Origin of the sequence: Caballeronia mineralivorans PML1(12), from assembly GCF_001028175.1 — a bacterium.
Lineage (GTDB): Bacteria > Pseudomonadota > Gammaproteobacteria > Burkholderiales > Burkholderiaceae > Caballeronia > Caballeronia mineralivorans.
Map to the genome: position 1 here is coordinate 21,764 of NZ_AEJF01000075.1, position 24,890 is coordinate 46,653.

At 57.3% G+C, this 24,890-nt stretch carries 21 protein-coding genes; 18 read left to right on the forward strand and 3 right to left on the reverse strand.

Annotation, left to right across the window (positions count from 1 at the left end; genetic code table 11):
• The 10 genes from EOS_RS10095 (at position 1) to rfbD (ending at position 11,411) form a co-directional block, all read left to right on the forward strand.
• Complete coding sequence (locus tag EOS_RS10095; RefSeq protein WP_053063829.1) at positions 1–1,251, forward strand: hypothetical protein; 1,251 nt, start codon at positions 1–3, stop codon at positions 1,249–1,251.
• Positions 1,248–2,090, forward strand: coding sequence for a glycosyltransferase family 2 protein (locus tag EOS_RS10100; protein WP_047846494.1), 843 nt, complete (start codon positions 1,248–1,250; stop codon positions 2,088–2,090). The genes EOS_RS10095 and EOS_RS10100 overlap by 4 nt, the downstream gene beginning before the upstream one ends.
• 2 nt (positions 2,091–2,092) lie before the next feature.
• On the forward strand, positions 2,093–3,136 hold the full coding sequence (locus EOS_RS10105) for a glycosyltransferase family 4 protein (protein WP_053063830.1): 1,044 nt from the start codon (positions 2,093–2,095) through the stop codon (positions 3,134–3,136).
• A gap of 42 nt (positions 3,137–3,178) precedes the next feature.
• Positions 3,179–4,006 carry a glycosyltransferase family 2 protein gene (locus EOS_RS10110; protein ID WP_047846495.1) on the forward strand — a complete coding sequence of 276 codons (828 nt, stop codon included), beginning with the start codon at positions 3,179–3,181 and terminating at the stop codon, positions 4,004–4,006.
• A gap of 115 nt (positions 4,007–4,121) precedes the next feature.
• On the forward strand, positions 4,122–6,917 hold the full coding sequence (locus EOS_RS10115) for a DUF4838 domain-containing protein (RefSeq protein WP_160312475.1): 2,796 nt from the start codon (positions 4,122–4,124) through the stop codon (positions 6,915–6,917).
• Between the two features lie 37 nt (positions 6,918–6,954).
• Positions 6,955–7,983, forward strand: coding sequence for a glycosyltransferase family 4 protein (locus EOS_RS10120; protein WP_047846496.1), 1,029 nt, complete (start codon positions 6,955–6,957; stop codon positions 7,981–7,983).
• A gap of 14 nt (positions 7,984–7,997) precedes the next feature.
• Positions 7,998–9,059 carry a dTDP-glucose 4,6-dehydratase gene (rfbB, locus tag EOS_RS10125; RefSeq protein WP_047846497.1) on the forward strand — a complete coding sequence of 354 codons (1,062 nt, stop codon included), beginning with the start codon at positions 7,998–8,000 and terminating at the stop codon, positions 9,057–9,059.
• Positions 9,060–9,077: 18 nt separating this feature from the next.
• Positions 9,078–9,971 carry a glucose-1-phosphate thymidylyltransferase RfbA gene (gene rfbA, locus EOS_RS10130; protein WP_047846498.1) on the forward strand — a complete coding sequence of 298 codons (894 nt, stop codon included), beginning with the start codon at positions 9,078–9,080 and terminating at the stop codon, positions 9,969–9,971.
• A complete protein-coding gene (gene rfbC, locus EOS_RS10135; protein WP_047846499.1) occupies positions 9,956–10,507 on the forward strand; it encodes a dTDP-4-dehydrorhamnose 3,5-epimerase in 552 nt (183 codons plus the stop codon). The genes rfbA and rfbC overlap by 16 nt, the downstream gene beginning before the upstream one ends.
• 10 nt (positions 10,508–10,517) lie before the next feature.
• Entirely contained in the window at positions 10,518–11,411 is an 894-nt protein-coding gene (gene rfbD / locus EOS_RS10140) for a dTDP-4-dehydrorhamnose reductase (RefSeq protein ID WP_047846500.1), read from the forward strand.
• Between the two features lie 49 nt (positions 11,412–11,460).
• On the opposite strand, the gene EOS_RS10145 is transcribed toward rfbD, so the two are convergent.
• On the reverse strand, positions 11,461–12,438 hold the full coding sequence (locus EOS_RS10145; protein WP_047846501.1) for an O-fucosyltransferase family protein: 978 nt from the start codon (positions 12,436–12,438) through the stop codon (positions 11,461–11,463).
• 1,161 nt (positions 12,439–13,599) lie between these two features.
• Between EOS_RS10145 and EOS_RS10150 the strand changes: the two genes are divergently transcribed.
• From EOS_RS10150 to EOS_RS10160, 3 genes are all read left to right on the forward strand, one after another.
• Positions 13,600–14,742 carry a sterol desaturase family protein gene (locus EOS_RS10150; protein WP_047846502.1) on the forward strand — a complete coding sequence of 381 codons (1,143 nt, stop codon included), beginning with the start codon at positions 13,600–13,602 and terminating at the stop codon, positions 14,740–14,742.
• A gap of 125 nt (positions 14,743–14,867) precedes the next feature.
• Positions 14,868–16,055, forward strand: coding sequence for a cyclopropane fatty acyl phospholipid synthase (gene cfa, locus EOS_RS10155; RefSeq protein WP_047846503.1), 1,188 nt, complete (start codon positions 14,868–14,870; stop codon positions 16,053–16,055).
• 153 nt (positions 16,056–16,208) lie between these two features.
• Positions 16,209–16,823: an HAD family hydrolase gene (locus tag EOS_RS10160; protein WP_047846504.1), complete on the forward strand. Its 615-nt coding sequence runs from the start codon at positions 16,209–16,211 to the stop codon at positions 16,821–16,823.
• A 48-nt stretch (positions 16,824–16,871) separates the two neighbouring features.
• Here the strand turns inward: EOS_RS10160 and EOS_RS10165 are convergent, their stop codons facing one another.
• Entirely contained in the window at positions 16,872–17,297 is a 426-nt protein-coding gene (locus EOS_RS10165; RefSeq protein WP_047846505.1) for a phasin family protein, read from the reverse strand.
• 1,108 nt (positions 17,298–18,405) lie between these two features.
• Here EOS_RS10165 and EOS_RS10175 point away from each other — a divergent pair.
• Together EOS_RS10175 and EOS_RS10180 are read left to right on the forward strand one after the other, a co-directional pair.
• Positions 18,406–19,005 (forward strand): LysE family translocator, encoded by a 600-nt coding sequence (locus tag EOS_RS10175; protein ID WP_047846507.1) that lies wholly within the window; start codon positions 18,406–18,408, stop codon positions 19,003–19,005.
• A gap of 224 nt (positions 19,006–19,229) precedes the next feature.
• The gene (locus EOS_RS10180) at positions 19,230–20,159 is read left to right on the forward strand and encodes an alpha/beta hydrolase (protein WP_047846508.1); all 930 of its coding nucleotides are present in this window, start codon (positions 19,230–19,232) and stop codon (positions 20,157–20,159) included.
• Positions 20,160–20,232: 73 nt separating this feature from the next.
• Here EOS_RS10180 and EOS_RS10185 read toward each other — a convergent pair whose 3' ends face one another.
• Positions 20,233–21,126, reverse strand: coding sequence for an NAD-dependent epimerase/dehydratase family protein (locus tag EOS_RS10185; protein ID WP_047846509.1), 894 nt, complete (start codon positions 21,124–21,126; stop codon positions 20,233–20,235).
• Between the two features lie 207 nt (positions 21,127–21,333).
• Here EOS_RS10185 and EOS_RS10190 point away from each other — a divergent pair, with 207 nt between their 5' ends.
• The 3 genes from EOS_RS10190 to EOS_RS10200 are packed head-to-tail and all read left to right on the forward strand — an operon-like array spanning position 21,334 to position 24,869.
• On the forward strand, positions 21,334–22,335 hold the full coding sequence (locus EOS_RS10190; RefSeq protein WP_235442765.1) for an ABC transporter permease: 1,002 nt from the start codon (positions 21,334–21,336) through the stop codon (positions 22,333–22,335).
• A gap of 54 nt (positions 22,336–22,389) precedes the next feature.
• Positions 22,390–23,337: a sugar-binding protein gene (locus EOS_RS10195; RefSeq protein ID WP_047846510.1), complete on the forward strand. Its 948-nt coding sequence runs from the start codon at positions 22,390–22,392 to the stop codon at positions 23,335–23,337.
• Between the two features lie 26 nt (positions 23,338–23,363).
• The gene (locus EOS_RS10200; protein ID WP_047846511.1) at positions 23,364–24,869 is read left to right on the forward strand and encodes a sugar ABC transporter ATP-binding protein; all 1,506 of its coding nucleotides are present in this window, start codon (positions 23,364–23,366) and stop codon (positions 24,867–24,869) included.
• Positions 24,870–24,890 lie beyond the last annotated feature (21 nt).

Here is a 24,890-nt window from a genome sequence, read left to right on the forward strand (position 1 = left end):
ATGAAACCAGTTCGTGCGGCGCGGGTAGGAGAGCAAGGATTCGACCGCTACCCAAGCGCTGCGAATACATTCCGGCGTTCAGACGATACGCGACACGTTCTGTTCGACGTGTTCTTGCTCAGTGGTCTGTTGCTTCTGTCGCTGCAGTGCACGCAAGTGGGCGGGGCCCAGTTGAATCAGTTCTGGTCGTTGATCGTGTTCGCGCTGCTGCTGGCGACACGAAGCGTCCATGTGATGGGCCGCGAGGTGCTTGCTTATCTTTTCTTTCTCGGTGTCGCCATATGGCTGACATTGTTTGCGGGTTATCCGCATACGAAGGAAGTGCCGCAGATCATCAAGTTTGCACTCGTGTATCCGGTGTTTTATCTGGTGGGCCGGCAGTTTGGCCGCCACTATCTGGAGAACAGGCTGCCTTATGGGTACGTTACCTTGATCGTTTTTTTCTTGTTCCAGATTGCCTTGCAGAAGCTCGATGTCCCCTACGTCTACAAGCAAGTGGAATTCATGCAAGACGCCATACACGGCTCGTTTCTGGAGCGTAACTGGTTCGCGCTGTTCTTTTTCGGCGCGAGTTACATGTTGTTTCTCCAGTCGGACCGCAAGCCTTTCGACGTATCCATACTCCTGGCGTTCGGGGTGGCGAATGCGCTGGTGAGCGAGTCGAAGACCGTGCTGATTCCCTGCGGCATCGTACTCATGATGCAGTTGAAGGGCTATAACGGCATCAAGCTGCTACTGCTGGCGCTGGGTGGCGGGCTCTATTACTGGCGATTCGGCGGGGAGCTTTCGGGTGACATGTTGAACGTTCGTCTTGAGGAAGAGCGCGGCCTGGCGTTCACCATCAGCATGGGTCTGATTGCGCAGGACTGGCTGGGCCACGGCTTCGGTTTTGTTGAAAGCTTTTTCTCGACCGCCGTGGTCGACGTCAAGGGATTAGGTGCTGGTACGAACTCAGTCTTTTCCTCGCCGATCGACATGGCGCTGATCGCAGGCATCCCCGGGCTGATCGCATGGCTGGTGTTTTTCTGCGGCCTGGGTCTTGGTTGGGCGACGATGATTTGCTTGGCGCCAATAGCGGCGTGGTCAATATCGAATCCATTGCATCAGAACGAGACGGCCTATTTTCTTATCGGCTATCTCGTATCGTGGGGGCGCGGTGGGCCTTCCATAGCGGCTCGCGCGGCCAGGAGCTTACGTAGTCGCGCTGAACGATTCGGCTCGCCGGTGCAGGTTCACGGTGAGCCGATATGAAATTCTCGCTGATCATGGCGACACTGGGGCGCAGCCGAGAGATCGAGCGTTTGTTCCGTTCTCTTGCGGAGCAGACCTATCGTAATTTCGAACTGATCGTCGTGGACCAGAATCACGATGACCGCGTGACCGCGATCATCGACCGCTTCAAGGATGATTTTCAGATTGTTTATTGTCGTTCGGAGAAAGGCTTGTCGCGTGCGCGCAATGTCGGACTGCAAGCTGTAAGCGGAGACATTGTTGCCTTCCCGGACGACGACTGTTGGTACCTGCCGCACGTTCTCGAATTCGTGGCAGGCAAGCTCGGCAGTGACGCCGCACTCGCCGGAGTGACCGGGTGCAGCGTAGACGGCGACAACAACCCTTCACAGGGGCGTTGGTCAACGAGCCCGTTGACGGTCAACCGCTACAACATCTGGACCTGTGCAACGTCGTACACGATCTTCCTACGTACAGAACCTGTACGCGCCGTGGGAGGGTTCGACGAGCAACTGGGCGTGGGTTCGGGTTCGCGCTGGGGCGCGGGAGAAGAAGTCAATTTTCTTCTTGGCGTGCTCAATGCCGGATACAAGGTTTGCTACGAGCCGGCGCTGCGTGTCTGCCACCCGGAGCCGCTGGCGATCTACGACGAAAAGGCTTACGCCCGTGGAAGGCTCTACAACCGCGGTTTCGGCCGGGTACTGTCGCTGAACCGGTATCCGATGCATTTCGTTCTCTACGTCGCTGCCAGGCCGGCCGCTGGCTGCGTGGTGTCGTTTCTGAAAGGAGACCTGGGTCGCGCGCGCTATTACTGGATCGCCGCGACGCATCGTGTGCTCGGATGGGTTGATCAGGGATAGATATGAATAATTACTCTCGCCTCGCTGTTGCCCTACCTGCGCTCACTGTCTACGCGGACCTTCGCTGGCCGGCGAAGACGGGCATCGGTAACGTGATGACGGCTTGTATGGAGCGTGCGCCGGCTGAAATCAGCATCGTCCCGTTGAAAATAGAGAGTGGCCTGGGCAGTCCCTGGTCGCCTTTCGCGATTTCGCGGGCGCTCGATGACGAGGACGATGGCGTGTTCTGGAATCCCGGGTTTGTTCCTCCGGCGTTCAGCAACCGGCCGGCCGTCGTGACCGTCCATGATTTGACGCATCTGCATTTTTACTCGCGGCTGCATCGCGCTTACTACGATGTCCTGTTCAGGCGAATGTACCTGCGTTGCGCAGCAGTGATCTGCGTTTCCGACTACACGCGCAACGAGTTCCTCGCGTGGTCGGGCATGCCTCGCACCCAGGTTCACGTTGTGTACAACGCGGTAGATCCGGCTTACGCAAACAACGACGAGGTGCTTGAGTCCGATGCCCCTTATATCCTTTATCCGGGCAACCGGCGGAACTACAAGAATCTCGAGCGGTTGCTTACGGCCTATGCACGCTCGTCGCTTCCCGCGAGAGGAATCCACTTGATGCTGACGGGCAATCCCGACGCAGCGCTCAAGGAACTGGCGCACGCCCTGGGCATCTCATGGCGCCTGCGCTTTGCAGGAGATGTCCCGGACGCGTCAATGCCGAAGCTGTACCGGGGAGCACTCTTCGTCGCTTTTGTATCGCTTTATGAAGGATTTGGTTTGCCGATCCTGGAAGCAATGGCATCGCGCGTACCGGTGCTCACCTCGAACGTGTCGGCAATGCCCGAAGTCGCCGGTAGTGCGGCCATTACCGTCGATCCAAGGTCGGTTGACGACATCACCCAGTCGATGAACCGGCTTGCAGAAGACCGCGTCCTGCGGGAAGAGCTGATCGAGTGCGGTTGTGAGCAGGCGATGCGATTCAGTTGGGATCGTTCAGCCGATGAACTTTGGACCATTGTGGAACAAGCGTCGCTGGCAAGAAAACAATAGCTTCATTGTCCGGCGTACTGTGTAGCCCGTTGCGAGGAAGCCATGAACACTGAAGGCCATTTGAACGTTGTAATAGTAAACTTTCGTACACCTGATCTTACTGTAAGGTGCGTGAAATCACTGCTCGCTTTGCGCATTGCGCGTGCGTCCGACATGGTCATTGTCGAAAACGCTTCACCCGATGACTCGTATCAGCGTTTGCGCACGGAGCTGCCAGATGGCGTGCGCCTCGTGCGCGCGTCGATGAATCGCGGCTTTGGGGCAGGAGTCAATCTCGGCGCGGTTGCCGGGACGCGAGAAAGAATCCTTGTCCTTAACCCCGACACCTACTTTGTCGACAACAGCATCGAGAAAGCGCTGGCCGTTCTGGACACCGCGCCGGACGTCGCCATGGTCGGGTTGGACTTGACCTATCCCGACGGCGTGCGCCAATACTCCGCGCGCCGCTTCTACAGTCTCCTGGATATCATCGGGCGTCGTACGCCGCTCGGTAAGCTGAGGTTGCTTGAACACCGTGTCAAGCGCCACATGATGATCGAGGCCTGGATTCCCGGTGTGCCTTTCGATGCAGACTGGGTCATGGGAACCGGGTTCATCGTGAAGCGGAATGTTTATGAAGAGCTGGGCGGCATGGACGAGCGCTATTTCCTCTATATGGAAGACGTCGATCTATGCGCGCGCGTGTGGAATTCCGGCTATCGAATTGCCTGCGTGCCCGGCGCGCGCCTGATGCACGACCACCAGCGGCAGTCAGCCGGAGGGCCGCTGTCGCGCGCAGGCCGTTATCACTTGCAGAGCCTGCTGCACTTCCGTAACAAGTTCCACTTGCCGCTGTTGATGCCGCCCAGCATCGATGGCGTCAAGAGATAGCGCGATGCGCGTTGTCACGCTGTGCCCCCTTGCGGAAACAATTGAGCGCTTGCACCCGCCGCGCGCTAGCGGGTCTTTGTGGCTTCGAGCGTTTCTCGTCATCTCGGTCCTCGCGATGACTTGTTTTAGCCGCCACGCGTTCGCCGCGACGCTGCTTGTCAACGGCGATTTCGTACAAGGCACGACAGGCTGGTGGGGAGAGAAGTTCGCCATTGCCCCCGATGCAAAATACGGCAATGCGCTCGAGGTGCAGTCGGGTTACGCCGCCCAGGACAAGATCGTCATCCAGGCAGGCCGGCGTTATCGAATCAGCTTGAACATCCGCTCTATCGATGCTCCTGCGAAGACAGCGTTCGTTCAAATCAGCTTTCGCGGTCCTGGAGTCGATCCGGGCTGGAGAGGGATCGAATCTGTCCAGCAGCCCTGGGGAACGGAACCCGCGCTGGTGGTGAACAACGGCATCGACAACGAGTGGCACAGCTCCAGCGTTGTCGTGCAAGCGCCCGAGGGGGCGAACCAGATGATCCTGTATCTGCGTAAAGCGAAGGGGCAGTCCGGCGCGGCGCGATTCAGCAGGATCAGTGTGACGGCGACCGACGATCCCGTGACGACAGCCGACACATTGCAAGGTGCGCTGATGCGAGCGAAACTTTTGCCTGCTCCCATCGCCGCTGGGAAACGGGAAGCGTTGCTCGCCGCGATCATCAAGTCGGGCGGACCGCCTGCGCGGACGCTCACGCTCGCGGATCATGGCGCCACGCGATACCACGTGCAGGTCGGAGCACTCGCCGATGCCGTGACGTTGCACGCTGCCACCGATCTTGCCAATTACCTGAAGCGCATGACCGGCAGTAACTTCGGGCGGCTTGCTGACGACAACGCGCCGCAGGAGGGGCCGTCGATTGTTATCGGCCTCGACAACCGGCTCGCGCGTGCGTTGTGCCCCTCGGCCGCTTTTGAAACACTGAGACCGGATGGATTTGTGCTGTGTACCTCGGGCGAGAATCTCGTGATTGCGGGCACAACATCGCGCGGCACCTTGTACGGCGTGAACTGGTTTCTCGATCGGGTGCTTGGCGTGAAATGGCTCGCTCCCGATGCCACGTATGTGCCATCGCGGCCCACGTTGCAAATCGATGCACCTCATGATCGACAGGTTCCGCGCTTCGCCTACCGCGAGGTCCTCAGTTGGGAAGGACAGGACAAGGCTTTCCGCGCGCACAACTTGTTGAACGGCGAGTCTCATGGGCCGTCGTTCGAACCCACGCCCGCCGAACTTGACGACTGGGATCACAGCTGGCTGGCGAAGGGGGGCGACGCATCGTTCTGGGACTTGCTGCCGCGCGATAAATACTGGAAGAGTCATCCGGACTGGTACGCGGGTGGCCAGGTCGCAATGATGAATGCCGATGTCCGCCGGATCATGGCGGAACAAATCGTCGAGAGGCTCAAGGCCTTGCCGGATTATAGAAAAGTCTGGTTCGGGATTCACGACATGGATTGGGGCTGGGACATGGATGCGGACAGCCGCAAGTTCGCTGACCAGCACGGCGGCAATCCGTCCGCACCGTTGGTTGACATGGTCGAGGACGTGGCCAAGCGGGTGAGAGCGGTCATGCCGGGCGCCCGGTTCGCCTTCAACGCGTATCACTGGGGTTTCGCGCCACCGGCCGGCATGGTGTTGCCGGATTACATCCTCGTCTATCCGATGACCATCCAGGTGGACTACAGCACGCCGCTGAATCTTGGCCGCAATGTTCAGTTGGGCCGGAGCCTGGCTGGTTGGAACGTGATGGCAAAACACATGCTCGTGTGGGATCACGTGACGAATTTCGCCGGCTTCCTGCAGCCCACGCCGAACATCTATCCGATCGGCGCCAGCATCAAGTGGCTGGCGACGCTCCCGAGCGTTTCAGGATACTTCGCGGAAGGGAGCTGGGCAACGCCCGCTGCGGAGTTCGCGAGCCTGAGGGTCTGGATGATAGGACGTCTGCTGTGGGATCCGCGGCAGGACGTGCACCAACTGGTGACTGAATATTGCCGGGACTACTTCGGAGCGGCTGCACCGCAACTGGTTGCGTATATCGACTTGATGCATGCCGCGCTGGCTGCAAGCGGCGACGTCCTGTCCGAGCAGACGCCCGTGAACATGAAGATGTACTCCCCGCAATTTGTTGCACAGGCAGACAAGCTGTTCGACAAAGCAGAGCAGGCGGTCGCAAGTGATCCAGCGTTGTTGGCACGCGTGCGTCAGGCTCGCATGCCGCTCGATTTCGTGATCCTCGTGCGTCGTCGCGAGTACCAGGACGCGCAAGCGGTCCCCGGCTGGCAGCTCGACTATGCGCAGCGAATTGCGCGCTTCAACAGCACTGTGCAACGCACGCATGTGTCTGCATACCGTCAGGAGGGAGACCTCGATGGGCTCAACCAGCTGCTTGCCATCGAGCGTCGCCCTGCCAGCCGGCCGGCACCGAGTGCGGGACTGCCGTCTGGGGACTGGAGCGATATCCAGGATCTCGGCCTGAATATTTATAGTTCGGCGCGGATTGTCGCGGATGCCACAGCTTCCGACGGGGCGGCGATACGCATGCCCGGAGACTCGTCGGTGTGGGCGGCCCAGCTCAAACTCGACAAGCTGCCCCGTGAGGGCAAGTGGGACCTGTTCGTCGATGTTCGGGTCGCGGGCGGAGGAGAGGGCGGCGTGCGGGTCGGCTCGTATCCGCCAATGGATCGCTTCGAACAGGTCCCCGCTAGCGCGTTGAACCGCGGAAGGTACCAGTCGATCTCCGTGCCCGGTGGCCCGTTCGTCTTCGAATCGGATCACGAGAAGGGCGTGTATGTGCAGGCAGTCGATATGAAGGCCGGCGACGCGGTGTTCGTGGACCGGGTCGTCGCCGTCAGGCACAAGTGATGGGCCGGCTCTCTGAAACGACTCCGACAGGTGAAGCATGAAGACTCATTCGACCGTGGCAATGAACGAAAAGCGAGTGCTCTACTCTGGTTTCCGCTGGGACCATCATGACGAGGTCTCGGGGTATCACCACGTCGTGGCGTCTAGCGCGGACTACGTCGACGGCGGTGCGTTATGGGGCGGCCACAGCGCAGTAGGGTCTCGTTTGCGGAGAGTCAACTTCCTGCTGATCGACGTGCTGACGGTCGTACGCGCGTTGCGTTACCGGTCCGTGCTTTTGTTCTATCCGGAGCAGACGGGTTATTTCTCCGCGCCGATTTTGCGCATTCTCGGCAAGAAGGTGATCTATGTAGTGCATCTGGGCGAGGACTATTGGCTCGAGCGTGATGACTCCCTGTTCCTCAAGCTCAAGCGCTTCAATCTCCGCTTCGTGAGCAAATTCATTACCTTGACCCAGCAGCAGAAATCGATTTTTGAAAGTCGGTTCCCGGGGAAGGTAGCGCGGATTCCACATGGCACCTGGTGCCGGACACATAACCCTGCGCAGGGACCCGCCAGCGACAACAAGCTGCATCTGACCGTAGTAGGTGACACCTATCGCGACTACGCGTTGCTGGCACGTATCATCGATTTTTTTCTCCATGCCGATCCGAACGTGGTTTTTGATCTGGTCGGGATGAAGTACGAGAAGCTCGGCGAGAGCCGGCACGCAACCAACGTCGTTTGCCACGGCCGCCTCGACAGCCGGCAGTATCAGGACATCATCGAAAACTCGCTGTTCCTGCTATTGCCGCTGAAGTTCGCTACCGCGAACAATGCTTTGCTCGAAGGCCTCGTCGCCGGCGTTCCGGTGATCTGCAGCAATGCGCACGGCGTGCGCGAATATCTTCCTGCAGGGGACTATGTGTTCGATTCGATCGAGGATCTTGCACTGAAAGTGCAACGCCGAAGCCAGTTGACACAAGCCGAACGGGCGGCAGAGGCCGAGATGCTGACCTCGTTTGTGAAGGAAAACTATTCGTGGGATGTGATTCGTAACAGGGTCATCGATTATTGCCTGGTGTAGTCAAGAGGAATGCCATGATATTAGTGACAGGCGGTGCGGGTTTTATCGGCTCCAACTTCGTGCTCGACTGGCTGCAGGGCACCGGCGAATCCGTGCTCAACATCGACAAGCTGACGTACGCGGGCAATCTCGGTACGCTCGAGCCATTGCACGGTAACGTGAAGCACGTCTTCGTGCGCGCCGACATCTGCGATCGTGGCGCGATGGATGCGCTGTTGGCGGAACATAAACCGCGTGCGATATTGCACTTCGCTGCCGAAAGCCATGTCGATCGATCGATTCATGGTCCGGCCGACTTCGTGCAGACTAATGTGGTGGGCACCTTCACGCTGCTCGAAGCCGCGCGCGCCTACTGGATCACACTGCCGGCAGCTCAGAAGGCGGCGTTCCGGTTTCTGCACGTGTCGACCGATGAAGTTTTCGGTTCGCTCTCGGAAGACGATCCACCGTTTTCCGAAACAACACCTTACGCTCCGAACAGTCCCTATTCCGCCACGAAGGCCGGATCTGATCACCTCGTTCGAGCGTATCACCACACCTACGGTTTGCCGGTTTTAACAACCAACTGTTCGAATAACTACGGACCCTATCAGTTTCCCGAAAAACTTATTCCGTTGATGATCGCCAATGCACTCGCCGGCAAGCCGCTGCCTGTGTATGGCGACGGCAACAACGTGCGCGACTGGCTTTATGTCGGGGACCATTGCGCTGCAATTCGTCGCGTACTTGCAGACGGAAAACCGGGTGAAACCTACAACATTGGTGGCTGGAACGAAAAGAAAAATCTCGATGTCGTGAGCACGCTATGCGATCTGCTCGATGCGTCAAGACCGAAGGCAGAGGGCTCCTATCGCGAGCAAATCACCTACGTAAAGGATCGTCCGGGTCACGACCGTCGCTATGCAATCGACGCTCGCAAGCTCGAACGCGAAGTCGGCTGGAAGCCGGCGGAAACCTTCGAGACCGGGCTGGCCAAGACCGTTCGATGGTATCTCGACAACCGGGAATGGGTAGATGAAGTCGCTTCGGGTGAATACCAGAAGTGGGTAGAGGCCAACTATGCAGAACGCGTGTAACAACCAAAAGGACTGACGATGGCACGAAAAGGCATTATTCTCGCCGGCGGTTCGGGAACACGGCTTTACCCGATTACGACAGTCGTATCGAAGCAGTTGCTGCCTGTGTACGACAAGCCGATGATCTACTATCCGCTGTCGACGCTCATGATAGCGGGCATTCGCGACGTGCTGGTCATATCCACGCCGCAAGACACGCCGCGGTTCGAATCGATGCTCGGCGATGGCAGTCATTGGGGAATGAATATCCAGTACGCGATGCAACCATCGCCTGATGGGTTGGCGCAGGCCTTCATCATCGGCAAGCAGTTCATCGGCAACGACCCGTCTGCGCTGATTCTCGGCGACAACATTTTCTACGGTCACGATCTCGGCGCACAGCTTGAAAGTGCCGACCTGCGCGCTGACCGCGCCACCGTGTTCGCTTACCACGTGCATGATCCCGAGCGTTACGGTGTAGTGGAGTTCGACGGCAAGTTCCGCGCCTTGTCGATCGAAGAAAAGCCGGTCAGTCCGCGTTCGAACTACGCCGTCACGGGACTCTATTTCTACGACAGCAACGTTTGCGCAGTCGCCGCCGACATCAAGCCGTCGCCCCGTGGCGAGCTCGAAATTACCGACGTGAACTTACACTATCTGGAACGGGGCAAGCTTGATGTCGAGATCATGGGGCGAGGTTATGCATGGCTCGATACAGGCACGCACGACTCTCTGATTGAAGCCGCGACTTTCATTGCGACGTTGCAGCGGCGGCAAGGGCTGGTGGTCGCGTGCCCGGAAGAGATTGCGTATCGGCGGAACTGGATCGACGAGGAGCAACTGCTCAAGCTTGCCAAGACGCTTTCGAAGAATGCGTACGGCCAATATCTGCTCAACCTTTCCAAGGATCAGGTCGCATGGCAATCCACGTAACTGCTACGGCGCTGCCCGAGGTCAAGCTCATTGAGCCGAAGGTTTTCGGCGACAAACGTGGCTATTTCTACGAGAGTTTCAACGGCCGCGAGTTCGCTGAGAAAGTGACGCCGGACGTTGAGTTCGTGCAGGACAATCACTCGCGTTCGGCACGCGGCGTGTTGCGTGGTCTGCATTACCAGATCGCGCATGCGCAAGGAAAACTCGTTCGCGTGGTGGAGGGCGAGGTTTTCGACGTCGCCATCGACATTCGCAAGCGCTCACCCAATTTTGGCAAATGGGTCGGAGTGAAACTGTCGGAAGAGAACCGCAGGCAACTGTGGGTTCCGCCAGGGTTTGCACACGGCTTTCTGGTGCTATCAGAGTCGGCGCAGTTTTTATACAAGGCTACTGATTATTGGTATCCCGACCATGAACGTAGCATCCTATGGAACGATCCTGAGATCGGTATCGAGTGGCCGCTGGAAATTGAGCCGTTGCTAGCCGCAAAGGACGCCGCGGGGAAGCGGCTTATCGAAGCCGAGCATTTCGCGTGAGGATCATCCGGTGAATGGACGCAAACAGCACACGATTTTGCTGACTGGTGTGAACGGTCAGGTCGGCTTTGAACTGGAGCGCAGTCTACAAGGCCTTGGCCGCGTGGTGGCGTTTGATCGAAGCAGCCTCGATCTCGCGGACCTCGATCAGATGCGGCGGGTCGTGCGCGAAGTAAAACCGGCTGTGATCGTGAACCCGGCGGCGCATACGGCGGTCGATCGCGCCGAGAGCGAGTCGGATGTAGTCATGCGGCTGAATGCGCATGCACCGGAAGTGTTGGCTAACGAGGCCAGGCGTCTCGGAGCGCTGCTGGTTCATTACTCTACGGACTACGTCTTCGATGGTAAAAAAGAAGGGGCGTACGTAGAAGACGATGCGGTCAATCCTCAGAACGTTTACGGTAAGAGCAAACTCACGGGCGAACAGGCGATAACGGCGTCGGGATGTGCGCATCTTATCTTCCGAACCAGTTGGGTGTATGGGGCACGAGGAAAAAACTTCCTCCAGACAATGTTGCGGTTAGGCGCCGAGCGTGACGAGTTAAGCGTTGTAGCCGATCAGTTCGGTGCGCCAACCTGGTCGAACACGATTTCAACGCTGACGTCGAACGTGTTGTCAGAAGTGCTCACTGGGGACATGGACTGGTGGGGGCAGGACTCCGGCATCTATCACCTGACGGCTTCGGGTTCAACCTCATGGTATGGATTTGCCGAGGCAATCTTCGAACGCTCGAAGCTGCGGCGCAAGCCTGTGCTTAAGCCGGTTCCGGCGGCCTCATATCTGAGCGCTGCAACGCGGCCCGCAAACTCGCGATTGTCGAATCAGAAGCTGTTCACCACGTTCGGCGTAATGGCGCCAAACTGGGACGAGGCGCTGGATCTGTGCTTGAAATCGTCCGCTTGAACAGAGCTGCGGACAGTGTTGGAGGTGTTTGAGCGGTCGCACAAACACCTCAAGACACTGGCGACAATTCGGCAGCTTTGCTCTGCAGTTCCTGCTCATCCCAAAGCCTGCTGTCGGGAAACCAGAACGCGTCCGGACGAGGCGGTGACGCGAGCTTCACCGGAAGTGACGGATCGAATATTTTGGACCAGGCCGACAAGTAAGATGGCGTTTTCACAAGCAATCCGCAATTCGAAAGCAGCAAGCTTGAAACCAGCGCTTCACGCCCGATTTCGAGTCCTGGGTAGCCGCTGAAATGGATAGGCACGCTGCCGCGTGCGAGTAATTTCGCAGGCGCTGCCCTGACTGGCTTTCCGAATGGCCACGCGATAAAAAAGTCGATAAACGCCTGTTCGTCGCTCGATACGAAAATATTGCTTAAGTTCGGGTTTTCCGCCAGCACGGATTCCACCAGCCGGCAAAATTTTTCCCAGGAAACCGGGATGGCCTCCAGCTTTTTATCGGTGCCTCTGAAATGGACGCCGAGGGTCGACTTGCTGATTTCGAGCCTCTTGCAGATCGACCTGACTTCGTCTGCGATATGCGTGGCCGGTCGATAATGTGACAGGAAGAGTTCGCTCGCAGACTTGAGTTGCAGTCGGGTTTCATACCGCTGTCGGAGGCCCAACTGAACCAGATCGCGAACTGTCGATGTTCTCACCTTCTGCGTGGACGTTGCCTCTGGCGGTGTCCGTACGGTCTCAAAGTAGGCCGAGAACCAGTCCATTTCTCCCAACGGATCGCCGTATATACCACCGCGTGCGGAAATGCGCGGTGTCAGGCCTTTCTCCTCGCAATACATCAAGATAAACAAGATCATCTGCATCACCGAGAAAAACCCGGAATTCTCCTGGATCTCGATGGCAAACACCCCTTTGTTCAAACGCTGCCTTGCGTGGAGGGAAACCCGGCTTGGCGCGGCCAAAGAGTGCTTGAACCCTTCGCTGCGTCGGATCAGTCTTGCCCGGTCGATTATTTTTCGCAACATGCTGAACTCCCAATTGTTTGGGTTATTTATTTGAGATTGCACACGCTGCTTTACGAATTAAAAATGGAATAACCCTTTAAATGGAAGTGCCGTCGTGTCTGGACGGCAGCTCGTATTGCCGGTTGTAAATCATACACGTTGGTAAAAGGCATTGAATAAATGATCAGGCCGACAAGCGTCAGGGCGCGCGGCGAAAAATCGCCGCGACTCATCGGGCCGGTCCTTAGGGTTGAGTTGTATCGTTCGTATGGCTAATAGAATCAGGCACCTCGTTTTATGTTTTATCGGGCTGTATGGTCAGAATAACATCGCTACATTCTTCATCAAGTAAATTTGTCCCGCTCAGGTGTCCTTGCGCACAAAGGGCTGGTGGTTTCCTCTATCCAAGCCCGGCATCTGGACTCGCCGTGCGCTTCCACCCGACTACGGACGCGGCCTGCTAGCGCAAGCGAGGTGGCCATGCACCTGTGCATGGATTAGAGACTTCTCGCTGCGCCCGGGTAGTGTCGTCGCGGCGGGGAGGTATGCCCGCGGCGCTCAGTCTTCTTCGATTAAATATATTGGTTGAAATGATAAGCAATCCAGATCATATGGAAAATTGTTTTGCTGTCTGTCACGATTGAACAAACGTCAGCGACGCGCCCTAACGTGCACGGTAACGCTCGGAGTCCTCGAACCCGGCCGAAGCCGCGCCGAGGGAGACCAGCCCCCGTCATAAATAACGCAATTCGAATTCTTCATCGTTATGCTTTACTCGGCTAACTCGAGCGTTGACGAAGCTAAATCAGGCAAGCGTCATGTAAGTGTTTGGTAAGTGAAGCATCGGCACGATTGACGCGGCTTTTTGATTGTGTCATCCGTGAAATACCGGCGTTGACACGCCAACGCCACCGGTTAGCAAGCGGTGTTTGCGGAGATTCTGTACGATTCCGGGTTAATCGATGATTAGCTATCACGACGGCGTTCCAGGGGGGCGCTGCTGAGGGCCATGACTGATTCGCAGCGGCCGCGCCGAACGGGTAGGGCTGCCAGATTTCCAATCCTTACCCGGCACGCCGGCAAGCTCGGCCGGCTTGACCACCTGTTCCCGCTGCAATCGAACCGTTGGTTGCGTGAACCTGGACGCTTCGTATAGCCGACACCACTTTGCTGAGATTGTGAATGGACAAGATCATCGTTTTCATACTGCCTGTTTTCGTTGTTCTGATCGGCGCCGAGTTCGCTTACGGCTGGTTCAGGCAACGTAATACCTATCGGCTGAACGATTCACTGAGCAGTCTCAGCCAGGGCCTGATAAGCCAGTTGCTGGCGCTGGTCACGCAGCTCTTCCAAATTGGCTTGTATGCCCTTGTGTTCAATGCGCTGACCCCAACCCCTAACGTCAGGCTCTGGGATACCTGGTACGGCTGGCTGATCGCCATCGTCCTGTTCGATTTCTTCGACTATTGGCTGCATCGCGCTGGGCATGAGTGCGCTGTCATGTGGGCCGCCCATGTCGTCCATCATCAAAGCCAGCACTTCAATTTCTCGACCGCCTTGAGGCAAGAAAGCACCGTCGCGCTTATTGGCTGGATCTTCTACCTTCCCATTGCGGTGATAGGCGTGCCGCCGGAGCAGTTTGGCGTTGCCGGACTCATTGTCCTCGTGTATCAATTCTGGATTCACACTGAACACGTCGGCAAACTCGGCTGGTTCGATCGCGTGTTTTCTTCGCCTTCCAACCATCGTGTGCATCATGCGGTTAACGACCAGTACCTCAACAAGAATTACGGCGGCATGTTCGTGATCTGGGACCGGATGTTCGGGACTTTCGCGGAGGAACGGGAGCCTTGCGTCTATGGAACGAGGACGCCCCTGCAAAGTTGGGATCCGGGCTGGGCAATCTTCGCGGAATACTGGTCGCTCGTGCAGGCAACCCGTCAAGCGAGGTCGTGGGCAGACAAGTGGCGCATCTGGCTCAAACCTCCGGGCTGGCGACCTTCCGACTCCAGTGCGAACCTTCAGGCAGAGCCCTCTGCGCCAACGTTCGACCTCGACGCGGCGAAGCAGTTGTACGGAGAGCCGCTTGCCAGCAGCGCTGCGATATTTGCGTCCGTGCAATTTGCCCTGATGATGGGAGCAACGGCGGGTTATCTATGGTATGCGGAGGAGCTTTCATATTCGACGGAGCTGGGGCTGACCGCTGTTATCGTCGCCGGACTTTGGGCTTTGGGGGCGTACTTGCAAGGCCGTGTGAGCGTCATCCCGGTCATTCTGGCCGACCTAGCGGGCGTAGCGGCTGCGGTCCTGATGTTCAGAGCTTGACCGTCGCTTGGCCGTCACTTCCGCGGCGGTTCGAAGGTGAACGCCCCCCAGGCTACAAGCGCGTGAATTCTGACACTGGCCCCTTTTGCGTTACAGTGCGCTACAACCCTTTCGGTCAAGAGGCAATGGTGACGATCAACACGAATCGCAATGAAGCCGTCCTAGCGGACACCGCCTCTCCCAAGCTTAGACGCGCCGCACCCAAAATTATCACGCAGTTACTTGAGCATGCAGGGGTTCAAGTAAATGGCCCAGCGCCCTGGGACATTCAGGTCCTCGATAAAGCATTCTTCCGGAAGATGTTCTCGACGTGGGAGTTGGGAATTGGCGAGTCGTATATGGACGGCGACTGGGATTGCGAAGAACTGGACAGCTTTTTTCATCGGATAGCGAGTACTGACCTTGAACAAACCGTAGTCGGCCCGGCAAGGATCAGATTCATTGTTGAAATGGCGCGGCAAAAGCTGCTGAATGCGCAAAGCAAGAGTCGCGCATTTCAAGTGGGTGAGCGCCATTATGATATTGGCAATGACATCTTTGAAAGCATGCTGGACTCGCACATGATGTATTCGTGTGGCTATTGGGAGCAGGCTCAGACACTTGAAGAAGCCCAGTTGCACAAGCTTCAGTTGATATGCCGGAAACTGCAACTCAAGCCCGGCGAGCGTCTGCTGGATATTGGCTGCGGTTGGGGCGGCCTGGCCCGATACGCTGCAACGGAATACGGCGTCGAGGTCGTGGGCATTACCGTTTCCAAGGAGCAGCAGAAGCTGGCGCAGGAACGGTGCGCCGGCTTACCCGTGACGATTGAGCTCACCGATTATCGGAATCTCACTGGTCAATTCGACAAGATCGTTTCGGTCGGAATGTTCGAACACGTCGGCCCGAAAAACTACGATATTTACTTCAACATTGTGAGGGATCTGCTGCGCCCGGATGGCTTATTCTTATTGCACACGATTGGTAATTTCGTGACAGAAAAGAAGACGGATGCCTGGATCGATAAATATATCTTTCCGAACGGCCATTTACCGTCGGCCAAACAAATAGCGACTTCTCTGGAAGGGCGCTTTCTTATTGAAGACTGGCATAATTTTGGCCGGGACTACGATAAGACGTTGATGGCCTGGTCTGCCAAATTCGACGAAGCATGGCCGCGCCTGAAGGCTCAGTATGACGAACGATTCTATCGGATGTGGAAGTACTTCCTCTTGTCGTCCGCCGGCTTTTTCCGATCGGGCCAAGGCCAGTTGTGGCAGTTGGTGCTGAGCAAGCGCGGACGGAGTGATGCGTATCGATCCGTCCGTTCCTGAATTTTTTTGATTATGCTGAAATTCGGCCAGTAACCGAACGTGCCGGATCGTCGGCGCACCGAGGCACAATAGACGCTGCCGGCGGTCTGAAGGAAGGCACATCGCCGGATGGGTTCTTCCTTTTCTGGAAGCTTTCGACGTGAGGCCGACAGCATGACAGCATCCACCACGCTGGTCCTGTTCGACATGGAGGGCGTACTGTCTCACTACGACCGCTCCGCACGAGTCGACCACTTATCGGCCGTATCAGGTCAGGCACCCGAAACCGTGCGTCATGCCATCTGGGGATCCGGGCTTGAAGCACGCGCCGACGCGGGCCAGATCAGCGACGACGAGTATCTGAGCGAATTGGGCGATCTTCTAAGCTGCCGCATCAACCGCAACGACTGGCTGGCTGCTCGCCGCGCGTCTATCACGCCGTACACGGAAGTGATCGCGCTCGCCGCGAGAGTCGCCGAGCGCAATCGGATTGCGGTGCTGACCAACAACTGCCGTCTGGTCACCGATCATATCGGCTATCTGAATCCTGCAGTCGCTCAGCTCTTCGGTTCCCACGTCTATGCATCCGCTTCGTTCGGCGCAGCGAAGCCGGCGCCTCAAGCCTATCTTCGCTGCCTTGAACAACTGGGCGTTGGGGCGGCCGACACGCTTTTCATCGACGACACAGACGCTAACGTAGCGGGTGCGATCAATGCCGGCCTTCACGGATACAAGTTTGTTAGCGCCGATGCGTTATCAGAAGAACTGGAGCGGCGCCGGTTGATGTAGTGCTGCCCGAACCGATTGTCTCGGCAAGGGCAGGACGCTCTGCAACGGCTACTGCTTCGGTTGCTCCAGCGACGACTTCAACTCCTTGGCCGCCTCTTCAATTCGCTTTGTCACAATCGCATACGCCTCGGTTTGAGCCTGCTGCGTCTTTTGGGCAATATCCTGCATGTCGGCAAGCGCTTGATGCAGTGCTTTTTGAACGACCTCGGTCGGATTGGCCGAGGCTTCTTTCGGCGAGCCGGCGAACTGCTGCGCGATGCCTTGGAAATCACTGAGCGCCCGGCGCAGGATTTCGATCTGTTTATCTCGAAGCGCTTCTATGCCGCCGAACGCGACGCGGTTCGCGGCGGCGAGGGCTTCGACGTCTTTTCTGCGTGCATCGAGGATTGCCTGGACGTCGAAACCGGGAAGCTTGTATTGCTGAAACATCGCGGAAAACTGACTGAACGGATCGCTGTGCTCGGGCTTCGTCATGTGCGTCTCCCTGGGGTTATTTGCGTTCTCGGAAACGTTGACGCTCCTCAGGCGTGGAGGGCGCGCCTAACGCTTGTTCGATAGTACAGGGGAATGATCTTTGCGCAATCCAAGGGAAAACGCGCACAGGGCGACGAGCTGCGGCTAGCGGGTTTCCAGAAACGGCGCGAACATAGCGGTGCGCGTCGGCTATTCCTAGCCGACTAAGTATTTTCGAAGTGATGCATTCACCTCGACTGGCCGGTCTGGCAAATATCTTGCCATGTCGATTTTCCGCGCAAAAGTACAGGGACGACCGTAAGCCGCAAGGCTGTAAACTTAAGTGACAATTATTCGGGAACGTGGCTATTTCTCGAGACTCTTATTAAATGGAATGAGTCCCGCGGAGCGGCTATTTTTAAGTTCACCGGGGCACGGGCGAGTGCTGCGAATGCCGCCTGATGCGTCGTCGCCTCCCGGTTGGGAATAGATGCATCGGATGCGCAAAGCATTTAAGGTTTTCATGGAGTCAGCAATGAAAGTCGCGACAAAGAATATGTTGATGTCAGTCTTGATTATCGGTATGTCAGGCGCGGCCTATGCGCAGTCAGGGGGCACGACCGACGGTGAGAATGGAACGCTCGTTCCTGGCGTCAGCAGTGCTGGCACGGCGACGCCAGGCGCCATGCCCCCCAGCAATGACCTGAGAGCCGCCGCTGGCCTCTCGAAAGGCTCAGACGGCATAATCAGCAGCATGAGGGCCAACGGCACGAGAACAACCGAGAGTTCAGTCGTAAGACCGCCTAATCGCACGGGCACCGTGTATAGACCGTAACGGGTGAACGACGCGCTCGCCACCACCCGCAAGAAGCATCGCCCGGATCAGAACGGGCGTTTGGGCCACCGGCCCGCGATCATGAAATAGCCGGGCTGATCGAATTCGCAGCGCACTCGCCGGCCGCGATAGGAGGAGACCGGCGAGCAGCGATCAAAAGCATCCAGCGGAATTGGCTATTCTTCAAGCGGCCGTCCGGACCTCGTTGTCGGAGCGTATTTATTTTGCGCGCGGTCCTGTGAAATCTGCGTGTGATAAAAAGCATACTGCTCCAGCCTTCCTATTCGCCAATACATGCTTTCAATTTCCAGCACAGCACTGTTCGTGCTCGGCACTGTCATCGTGCTGATCATGCCGGGCCCGACCAATACGTTGCTCGCCGCGGCGGGGCTAAGGGACGGGGTCATGCGCTCGGCGCGGCTAACTGGCGCTGAGCTAGCCGGCTATGTCGTCTCGATTACGGTCTGGGGACATTTCCTCTCACAGGCTGCACATTCGCTGACATGGCTGCCGACGCTCGTGCGTATCGCCAGCAGCATCTTTATTGCGTACCTCGCGATAAAGATGTGGTGTACAGCGGTCTTGCCCCCAACGTCCGGGCAACAGGCGATCGGCCTGCGAACGCTGTTTGTCGCGACCTTGTTCAATCCCAAAGCGATCCTGTTTGCCGGCACGATTTTTCCGGCGGTTGCGTTCGCGAGCTTGCCCGCCTATTTCGAAGCGATGGCTATCTTCGCCACCCTGTTGATTCCGATTGGCCTCGTGTGGGTCATGTTCGGTGCGGCGCTCGGCAGCGGCCGGCTGATGTGGATCAGTCCCGCTCATCTGCTCCGCGGTGCGTCGATCGTGCTGGGGACGTTCTCTTTGTCGCTGGCTTGGGTCGCGTTTCACTAGCGTGGATGGTCTTGGCGGCGTCGCTGCTCGAGCGCCTGAGTCACTGTCTTTGAACGGGAAAGCTCATCCCAGCCGTTTTTTCCTTGACGTCGCAACGCGTCAACTTGTAGTCGTAAGTGGGCGATTTATGGACAAATTGAGCTTGTACTTTATGGCATTACATCGACGGGCAGTGGACAACCTATAAAGTCGGATAACTAACTAAAAAAACTAGATAAAAAGCGATGCTCGAAGCGGAAATGACGGAGTTTGTGCGACGCACCTATGAAATGTATCCGCCGGACGCCGCCACCATGACGATTGCCGGGCAACGCCGTCTGTACGACAACTACGCCAAGGCATTTACACCAGCGCTGCCTGACGGTCTGAGTATCGAAACAGCAGCGCTTTACTCGGCCGCCGGACATCGTATTCCGCTGCGGCGGTATCGAAAGACGAACGGCGTGGGTCAAGCAGGCACCGTGCTTTACTTCCATGGAGGGGGCTTTGTGCTGGGATCGCTCGATAGCCACGAGGCGATCACCGCGCGTCTCGCGGCCGATACGGGCATGCACGTGATCGCCGTGGACTATCGGCTCGCGCCTGAGCATCCCGCGCCTGCCGCCCATGAGGATTGCGTTGAAGTCACCCTTGCCGCCATCAACGGCACGCTGCCGTTTTCGGGACTTCCGGCGAAGTTACAACTCGTCGGCGATAGTGCCGGAGGCAATCTCACCGCGAGCGTTGCCGCGATTCTCCGTGACCGGGGTATCACTGGCGTAGCGGGCGTGGTGGCGATCTATCCGGCGCTCGCACGCGAACCGGAACTGCCCGCGCGCGAGACCGAGGCCAACGCTCCGATGCTCTCGCTGACCGACGTCCGTGCGTACCGCGATCTTTACTGGCAAGACAGGGAACCCCATCCGCAGATGACACCGCTCGCCGCCACCCACTTTGGAGGCCTGCCGCCAACATTAGCCATCGGCGTCGAACATGATCCACTGCGTGATGACGCACGCGTTTACATCGAACGAATCAAGGCCGCGGGAGGAGAGGGCCATCTGTGGATAGGCGCAGGACTCGTACATGGATGCCTGCGCGCACTCGGTACTAGTCCGGGCGTGAAGAAACTGTATCAAACAGTCTGTGAATTTCTGACGCGCGTGCAGGTTTGATAGGGCAGAGAAGACTGCAGAAAGAGTCTGGCAAGCTGAGGATGGCGCCCAGGCTACCCTCAGCGAAGACGACTTACCGCGGTGCTTGCTCCCTCCACCGATACTGTTGCTGCCAGCCGAGCAGCTTTTTCAGTTTCTCGTTACTCAGCAAGGTCTCGAACTGTCCAAGTTGCTTCTTGACAGGCACGCCCGGATAAAACCGTTTCAACAACTCCGCTGTCGGCAGATCGGAGGACACATCGTCAGCCGCGACGTTCATCACTTCGAAGCCGAGCCCGTCCTTTTCAATGCCGAGCCGGCAAGCGGTGGCCAGATCGCGTCCATCTATATAACTCCATGCGATCCGCTTGCGCAATCCGGGGTCCTTCAGCCATCCCGGGAATTTCTGATAGTCAACCGGATCAAGTACGTTGCCAATGCGGAAGCAATAAATATCCGCGCCCGTACGTGCATGAAACGCCTTGGCTGTGACTTCGTTGATCACCTTGGACATGGCATAGCTGTCCATGGGGTCGACCGGATACTGCTCGTCCAGCGGGAAATATTGAGGATCCCGATGCCGGTGAGCGAACACTATTCCATACGTTGTCTCGCTGGAGGCGACGATTACCTTCTTGATGCCAAGCTTCGAGGCAGCGTCGAGCACGTTGTAAGTCGCCATCACGTTGATCCGGAACACCTCGTTGTCGGTGGTGACCAGAATGCGCGGAATCGCAGCGAAATGAACGATTGCGTCGATGGGCTTGGGCTCGAGATCGTCATCGAACTCCTTGGGCGTGGTACTCGACGCCATCGCGTTGAATACCTGCCCCGCGTCAGTTAGATCGGTAATCAATGTACGGGCCACCGGCTTCGCCATGGGCACGCGATCGAGATTAAGCACTTCGTAGCCGTGTGCTACCAAGTCCTCGACGACCCATTTTCCCGCAAGCCCGCTGCCGCCGGTCACTATTACTCGCTTCGTCATACGCTGTGCTCCTGGTTCGATTAATGGGTCTTGACCTTGGAACCAATATTACCGACGGCCAAGCACGAGTTCTGTGACGAACTTCATAGTCATGCAAAGACCATGATCAGGGACAACCCCGATATGGTTGTATGACGCGCGTCACAGACTTGAAGAACGCAGCCACCTAGCATCCTCCTAAACCAGAATTAAACGGAGAAGACACCGGTGACCGCAATATCGTCCAAAGAGGATCCGCAGCCACATTCGGTGCGTCTTGCCGACATGCTGCGTAGCTGGCTCAAGATCCGAGAATTGAATGTTCTATCGGTATTGCTATTAGTCGGAATCCTGATCAGTATTTTCTCCCCCTATTTCCTGACCACGAACAACCTGATGGGCGTGTTCCGGTCATTTTCGCTGGTCGCCATCATGTCGATCGGCATGATGCTTGTCATCATCACGGGCGGCATCGATCTGTCGGTGGGCTCCGTGATGGGCTTGTCGTCGCTTGTTACCGCGCTGGCCTTTCAACATGGAGCCGGTCCTATCCTGGCCGTGATTGCCGGACTGTCGGTCGGTCTCGCCGTCGGATGTTTCAATGGATTTCTGATCACCTGGATTCAGTTGCCGCCGTTCATTGCCACGCTCGGCACACTGAGCATTGGCCGGGGCTTGATGTACATGATCACCAAAGGGGTTCCGGTCACACCCGACGTGCCCGACAGCTTCACCTTCCTCGGCCAGGGATACATTGGCTTCGTGCCGTTCCCGGTGGTCATCATGATCTTCCTGACAATATGTTTTTCGGTGCTGATGCGGCAAACCCGTTTCGGCCGGCATGTCTATGCCACCGGCGGCAACGAGATGGCAGCCCGGCTTAGCGGCGTGCGTACCTTCCGCGTGAAATTCATTGTCTACGCGCTCTCGGGACTCATCGCCTCCATTGCGGGCATCGTCAGCTTCTCGCGGTTTGTTTCGGCAGAGCCTGCGTCGGGGTTCGGCGCCGAGCTCGATGTCATTGCGGCAGCGGCCATCGGCGGCGCAAGTCTCTCGGGCGGAGCGGGCAGTGTCGAGGGAGCGATCATCGGCGCGGCGCTGGCGGGAATCATCACTAACGGCGTTGTGCTGCTGAATATCGACACGTACGCACAACAGGCTATTACAGGCTGCGTGATCCTGATTGCGGTCAGCATCGACATCTGGCGCGTTCGTCGAAAGGGGCATTGACGCCCGCATCGTCTTAACCTTGCTGCACCACTACAAATAAACATGGAGATAAAAATGGACAAGAATTTTCGCCGCGCGCTAAGTATCGGATTCTCTACGGTTGCTTTATCGCTAGGCGTATCGGCGCACGCCAAGGACGCGAAAGATATTTCCGTCGCGGTGATTCCGAAGGTAGCTGTGCCGTTCTTCGACGATTGCAACAAAGGCGCGCAAACGTCCGCCGACAAGCTGGGTGTGAAGTATCAATGGGTGGTGCCGCAAAACACGCAGGGTTCGACACAGGTACAAATCATTGAGGATCTCATTTCCAAACACGTTGATGGCATCGCTATTTCCGTCAACGAACCGAAGTCGGTCGAGAGCGTGATGAAGCGCGCCGCACAAAGCGGGATAAAGGTGCTGACTTACGACTCGGACTCGCCCAAGAGCGGCCGTTCGATGTATATCGGCACGAACAACGAAGCGGCCGGCGCGACCATGGCCGAGACAATGGGCAAGGCGCTTGGCGGAACCGGTGAAGTCGCGGTCGTGACCGGGCAGCTTGGCGCGGTAAACCTTAACGAACGCATTGCGGGAATCAAGAAGGGGTTGGCGAAATATCCGGGTATCAAAATCGTGGAAACCCAGGGCACGGACGACGACCTTGCCAAAGGCGTTTCAGTAGTCGAGACCACGCTGCGTGCGCATCCGCAGTTAAAGGGCATTTTCGGCGTGAGTCAGGTCGGTGGGCCAGCTGTGTCCAAGGTGCTCAATACCAAGGAGTTTGGCGCCATGAAGGGCAAGCTCGAAGTCCTTGCCTTCGACGATCTTCCCGACACCCTCAAGGCGCTTAAAGACGGCTCGATTCAAGGGATCATGGTCCAGCGCCCGGTAACCATGGGCTCGCTTGCAGTCGATCATCTGGTCGCGCAGATCCAGGGTACGGATACGTCGCCGCCCAAGGACATTGACACCGGCGTGACGGTCGTGACCAAAGACAATGTCGGAACCTATACCAAGTAACCCGGTCGGGAAGCCAAGGGAAAGTGATGGAATCGCCATTTCTGGAGATGCGAAATATCTCCAAGACGTTCCCCGGTGTCAAGGCACTCGACGGCGTCAACCTTCAGATCAGGCAAGGGGAGGTGCTGGCGCTCGCCGGGGAGAACGGGGCGGGCAAGAGCACGCTGATGAAGATACTGACGGGTGTCTATACCCCCGATCCAGGGGGCAGCATCCTCATCGAGGGCAATGAGATCGCACTGCGCGATAGCAACCACGCACGCGTGCTTGGGATCGGCATTATTTATCAGGAGTTGTCGGTCGTCGAGAACCTTAGCGTCGCGGAAAATCTTTTTCTCGCCAGGGAGCCGCTCAATCGCGTTGGTTTGCTCGACCGCGCACGCATGAACAGAGATGCGAAAAAGATGCTTGAGATGATCGAGCTTGATCTCGATCCTTCCGCGCGCGTGAGTGGATTGAGCGTTGGGCAGCAACAGATGATCGAGATCGCCAAGGCGCTTGCTTACCAGTCGAAAGTCATCATCATGGACGAGCCGACAGCTTCGCTTAGCCATCACGAGACGCGCACGTTGCTGGGGCTGATCAAACGCTTACGCGATCGAAAGATTGCGGTGGTCTACATCTCGCACAGGCTGGAAGAGATTTTTGAACTCGCCGATCATGTGACCGTGCTTCGCGATGGCCGTACCGTAGACACATCGCCAATCGCGGAAGTCACACGCGATTCGCTGGTTCGCATGATGGTCGATCGTGAGTTGAGCGAGCTATATCCAGAGTCTGCCTCTCACGCAAGCGCGGAACCGGTACTGGAAGTTCGCGACTTGTCGTTGCGTGCAGTGAGGGGCGCCGAAGCCAGGATCCGGAACATCAGTTTCACGTTACATCGCGGTGAAATTCTTGGCGTTGCGGGACTGGTCGGTTCAGGGCGTACGGAGATCATGGAGATGATCTTCGGCATGCGCCCCTGCACGGGAAGTATCGCCATCGAGGGGAAGCCGGTGACAATCCGCAACCCTCATGACGCGATAGAACAGGGTATCGGTTTTGTGACTGAGGACAGGAAAGCGCAGGGACTCGTGCTGGGAATGAGCGTGCGTGAAAATTTCAGTCTCACCCATCTGAAGCGCTATTCACCCTTCCAGTTTCTACAACGCGCGAAAGAAGAGGCTAGTTGCAAACAATTTGTACGCAGCCTTGGCATCAAGACGCCTGGCACCGAACAGAAGGTCGTCAACCTTAGCGGTGGCAATCAACAGAAGATCGTGATTGCCAAGTGGGTGGCGCGCAATCCCAAGGTTTTAATCGTGGACGAGCCCACGCGCGGCATTGACATTGGCGCGAAGGCGGAGGTGCACGCGCTGCTGGCGCGTCTGGCCTCCGAAGGCATTGGGATCATTGTGATTTCGTCGGACCTGCTGGAAGTGCTGGCGGTCAGCGACAGGATTTTGATTGTGCGTGAAGGGCGGTTGAATGGCGAGATGACGCGTGAGCAGGCGACCCAGGAACGCGTGATGGCGGCAGCAACCGCTTGACCCCTGTTTTTAACCGATTGA

Coding starts and splice junctions, on each gene's coding strand:
- EOS_RS10095 (WP_053063829.1), top strand. CDS start 1: ATGAAACCAGTTCGTGCGGCGCGGGTAGGAGAGCAAGGATTCGACCGC.
- EOS_RS10100 (WP_047846494.1), top strand. CDS start 1,248: ATGAAATTCTCGCTGATCATGGCGACACTGGGGCGCAGCCGAGAGATC.
- EOS_RS10105 (WP_053063830.1), top strand. CDS start 2,093: ATGAATAATTACTCTCGCCTCGCTGTTGCCCTACCTGCGCTCACTGTC.
- EOS_RS10110 (WP_047846495.1), top strand. CDS start 3,179: ATGAACACTGAAGGCCATTTGAACGTTGTAATAGTAAACTTTCGTACA.
- EOS_RS10115 (WP_160312475.1), top strand. CDS start 4,122: ATGACTTGTTTTAGCCGCCACGCGTTCGCCGCGACGCTGCTTGTCAAC.
- EOS_RS10120 (WP_047846496.1), top strand. CDS start 6,955: ATGAAGACTCATTCGACCGTGGCAATGAACGAAAAGCGAGTGCTCTAC.
- rfbB (WP_047846497.1), top strand. CDS start 7,998: ATGATATTAGTGACAGGCGGTGCGGGTTTTATCGGCTCCAACTTCGTG.
- rfbA (WP_047846498.1), top strand. CDS start 9,078: ATGGCACGAAAAGGCATTATTCTCGCCGGCGGTTCGGGAACACGGCTT.
- rfbC (WP_047846499.1), top strand. CDS start 9,956: ATGGCAATCCACGTAACTGCTACGGCGCTGCCCGAGGTCAAGCTCATT.
- EOS_RS10145 (WP_047846501.1), bottom strand. CDS start 12,438: ATGTTGCGAAAAATAATCGACCGGGCAAGACTGATCCGACGCAGCGAA.
- EOS_RS10150 (WP_047846502.1), top strand. CDS start 13,600: ATGGACAAGATCATCGTTTTCATACTGCCTGTTTTCGTTGTTCTGATC.
- cfa (WP_047846503.1), top strand. CDS start 14,868: ATGGTGACGATCAACACGAATCGCAATGAAGCCGTCCTAGCGGACACC.
- EOS_RS10160 (WP_047846504.1), top strand. CDS start 16,209: ATGACAGCATCCACCACGCTGGTCCTGTTCGACATGGAGGGCGTACTG.
- EOS_RS10165 (WP_047846505.1), bottom strand. CDS start 17,297: ATGACGAAGCCCGAGCACAGCGATCCGTTCAGTCAGTTTTCCGCGATG.
- EOS_RS10175 (WP_047846507.1), top strand. CDS start 18,406: ATGCTTTCAATTTCCAGCACAGCACTGTTCGTGCTCGGCACTGTCATC.
- EOS_RS10180 (WP_047846508.1), top strand. CDS start 19,230: ATGCTCGAAGCGGAAATGACGGAGTTTGTGCGACGCACCTATGAAATG.
- EOS_RS10185 (WP_047846509.1), bottom strand. CDS start 21,126: ATGACGAAGCGAGTAATAGTGACCGGCGGCAGCGGGCTTGCGGGAAAA.
- EOS_RS10195 (WP_047846510.1), top strand. CDS start 22,390: ATGGACAAGAATTTTCGCCGCGCGCTAAGTATCGGATTCTCTACGGTT.
- EOS_RS10200 (WP_047846511.1), top strand. CDS start 23,364: ATGGAATCGCCATTTCTGGAGATGCGAAATATCTCCAAGACGTTCCCC.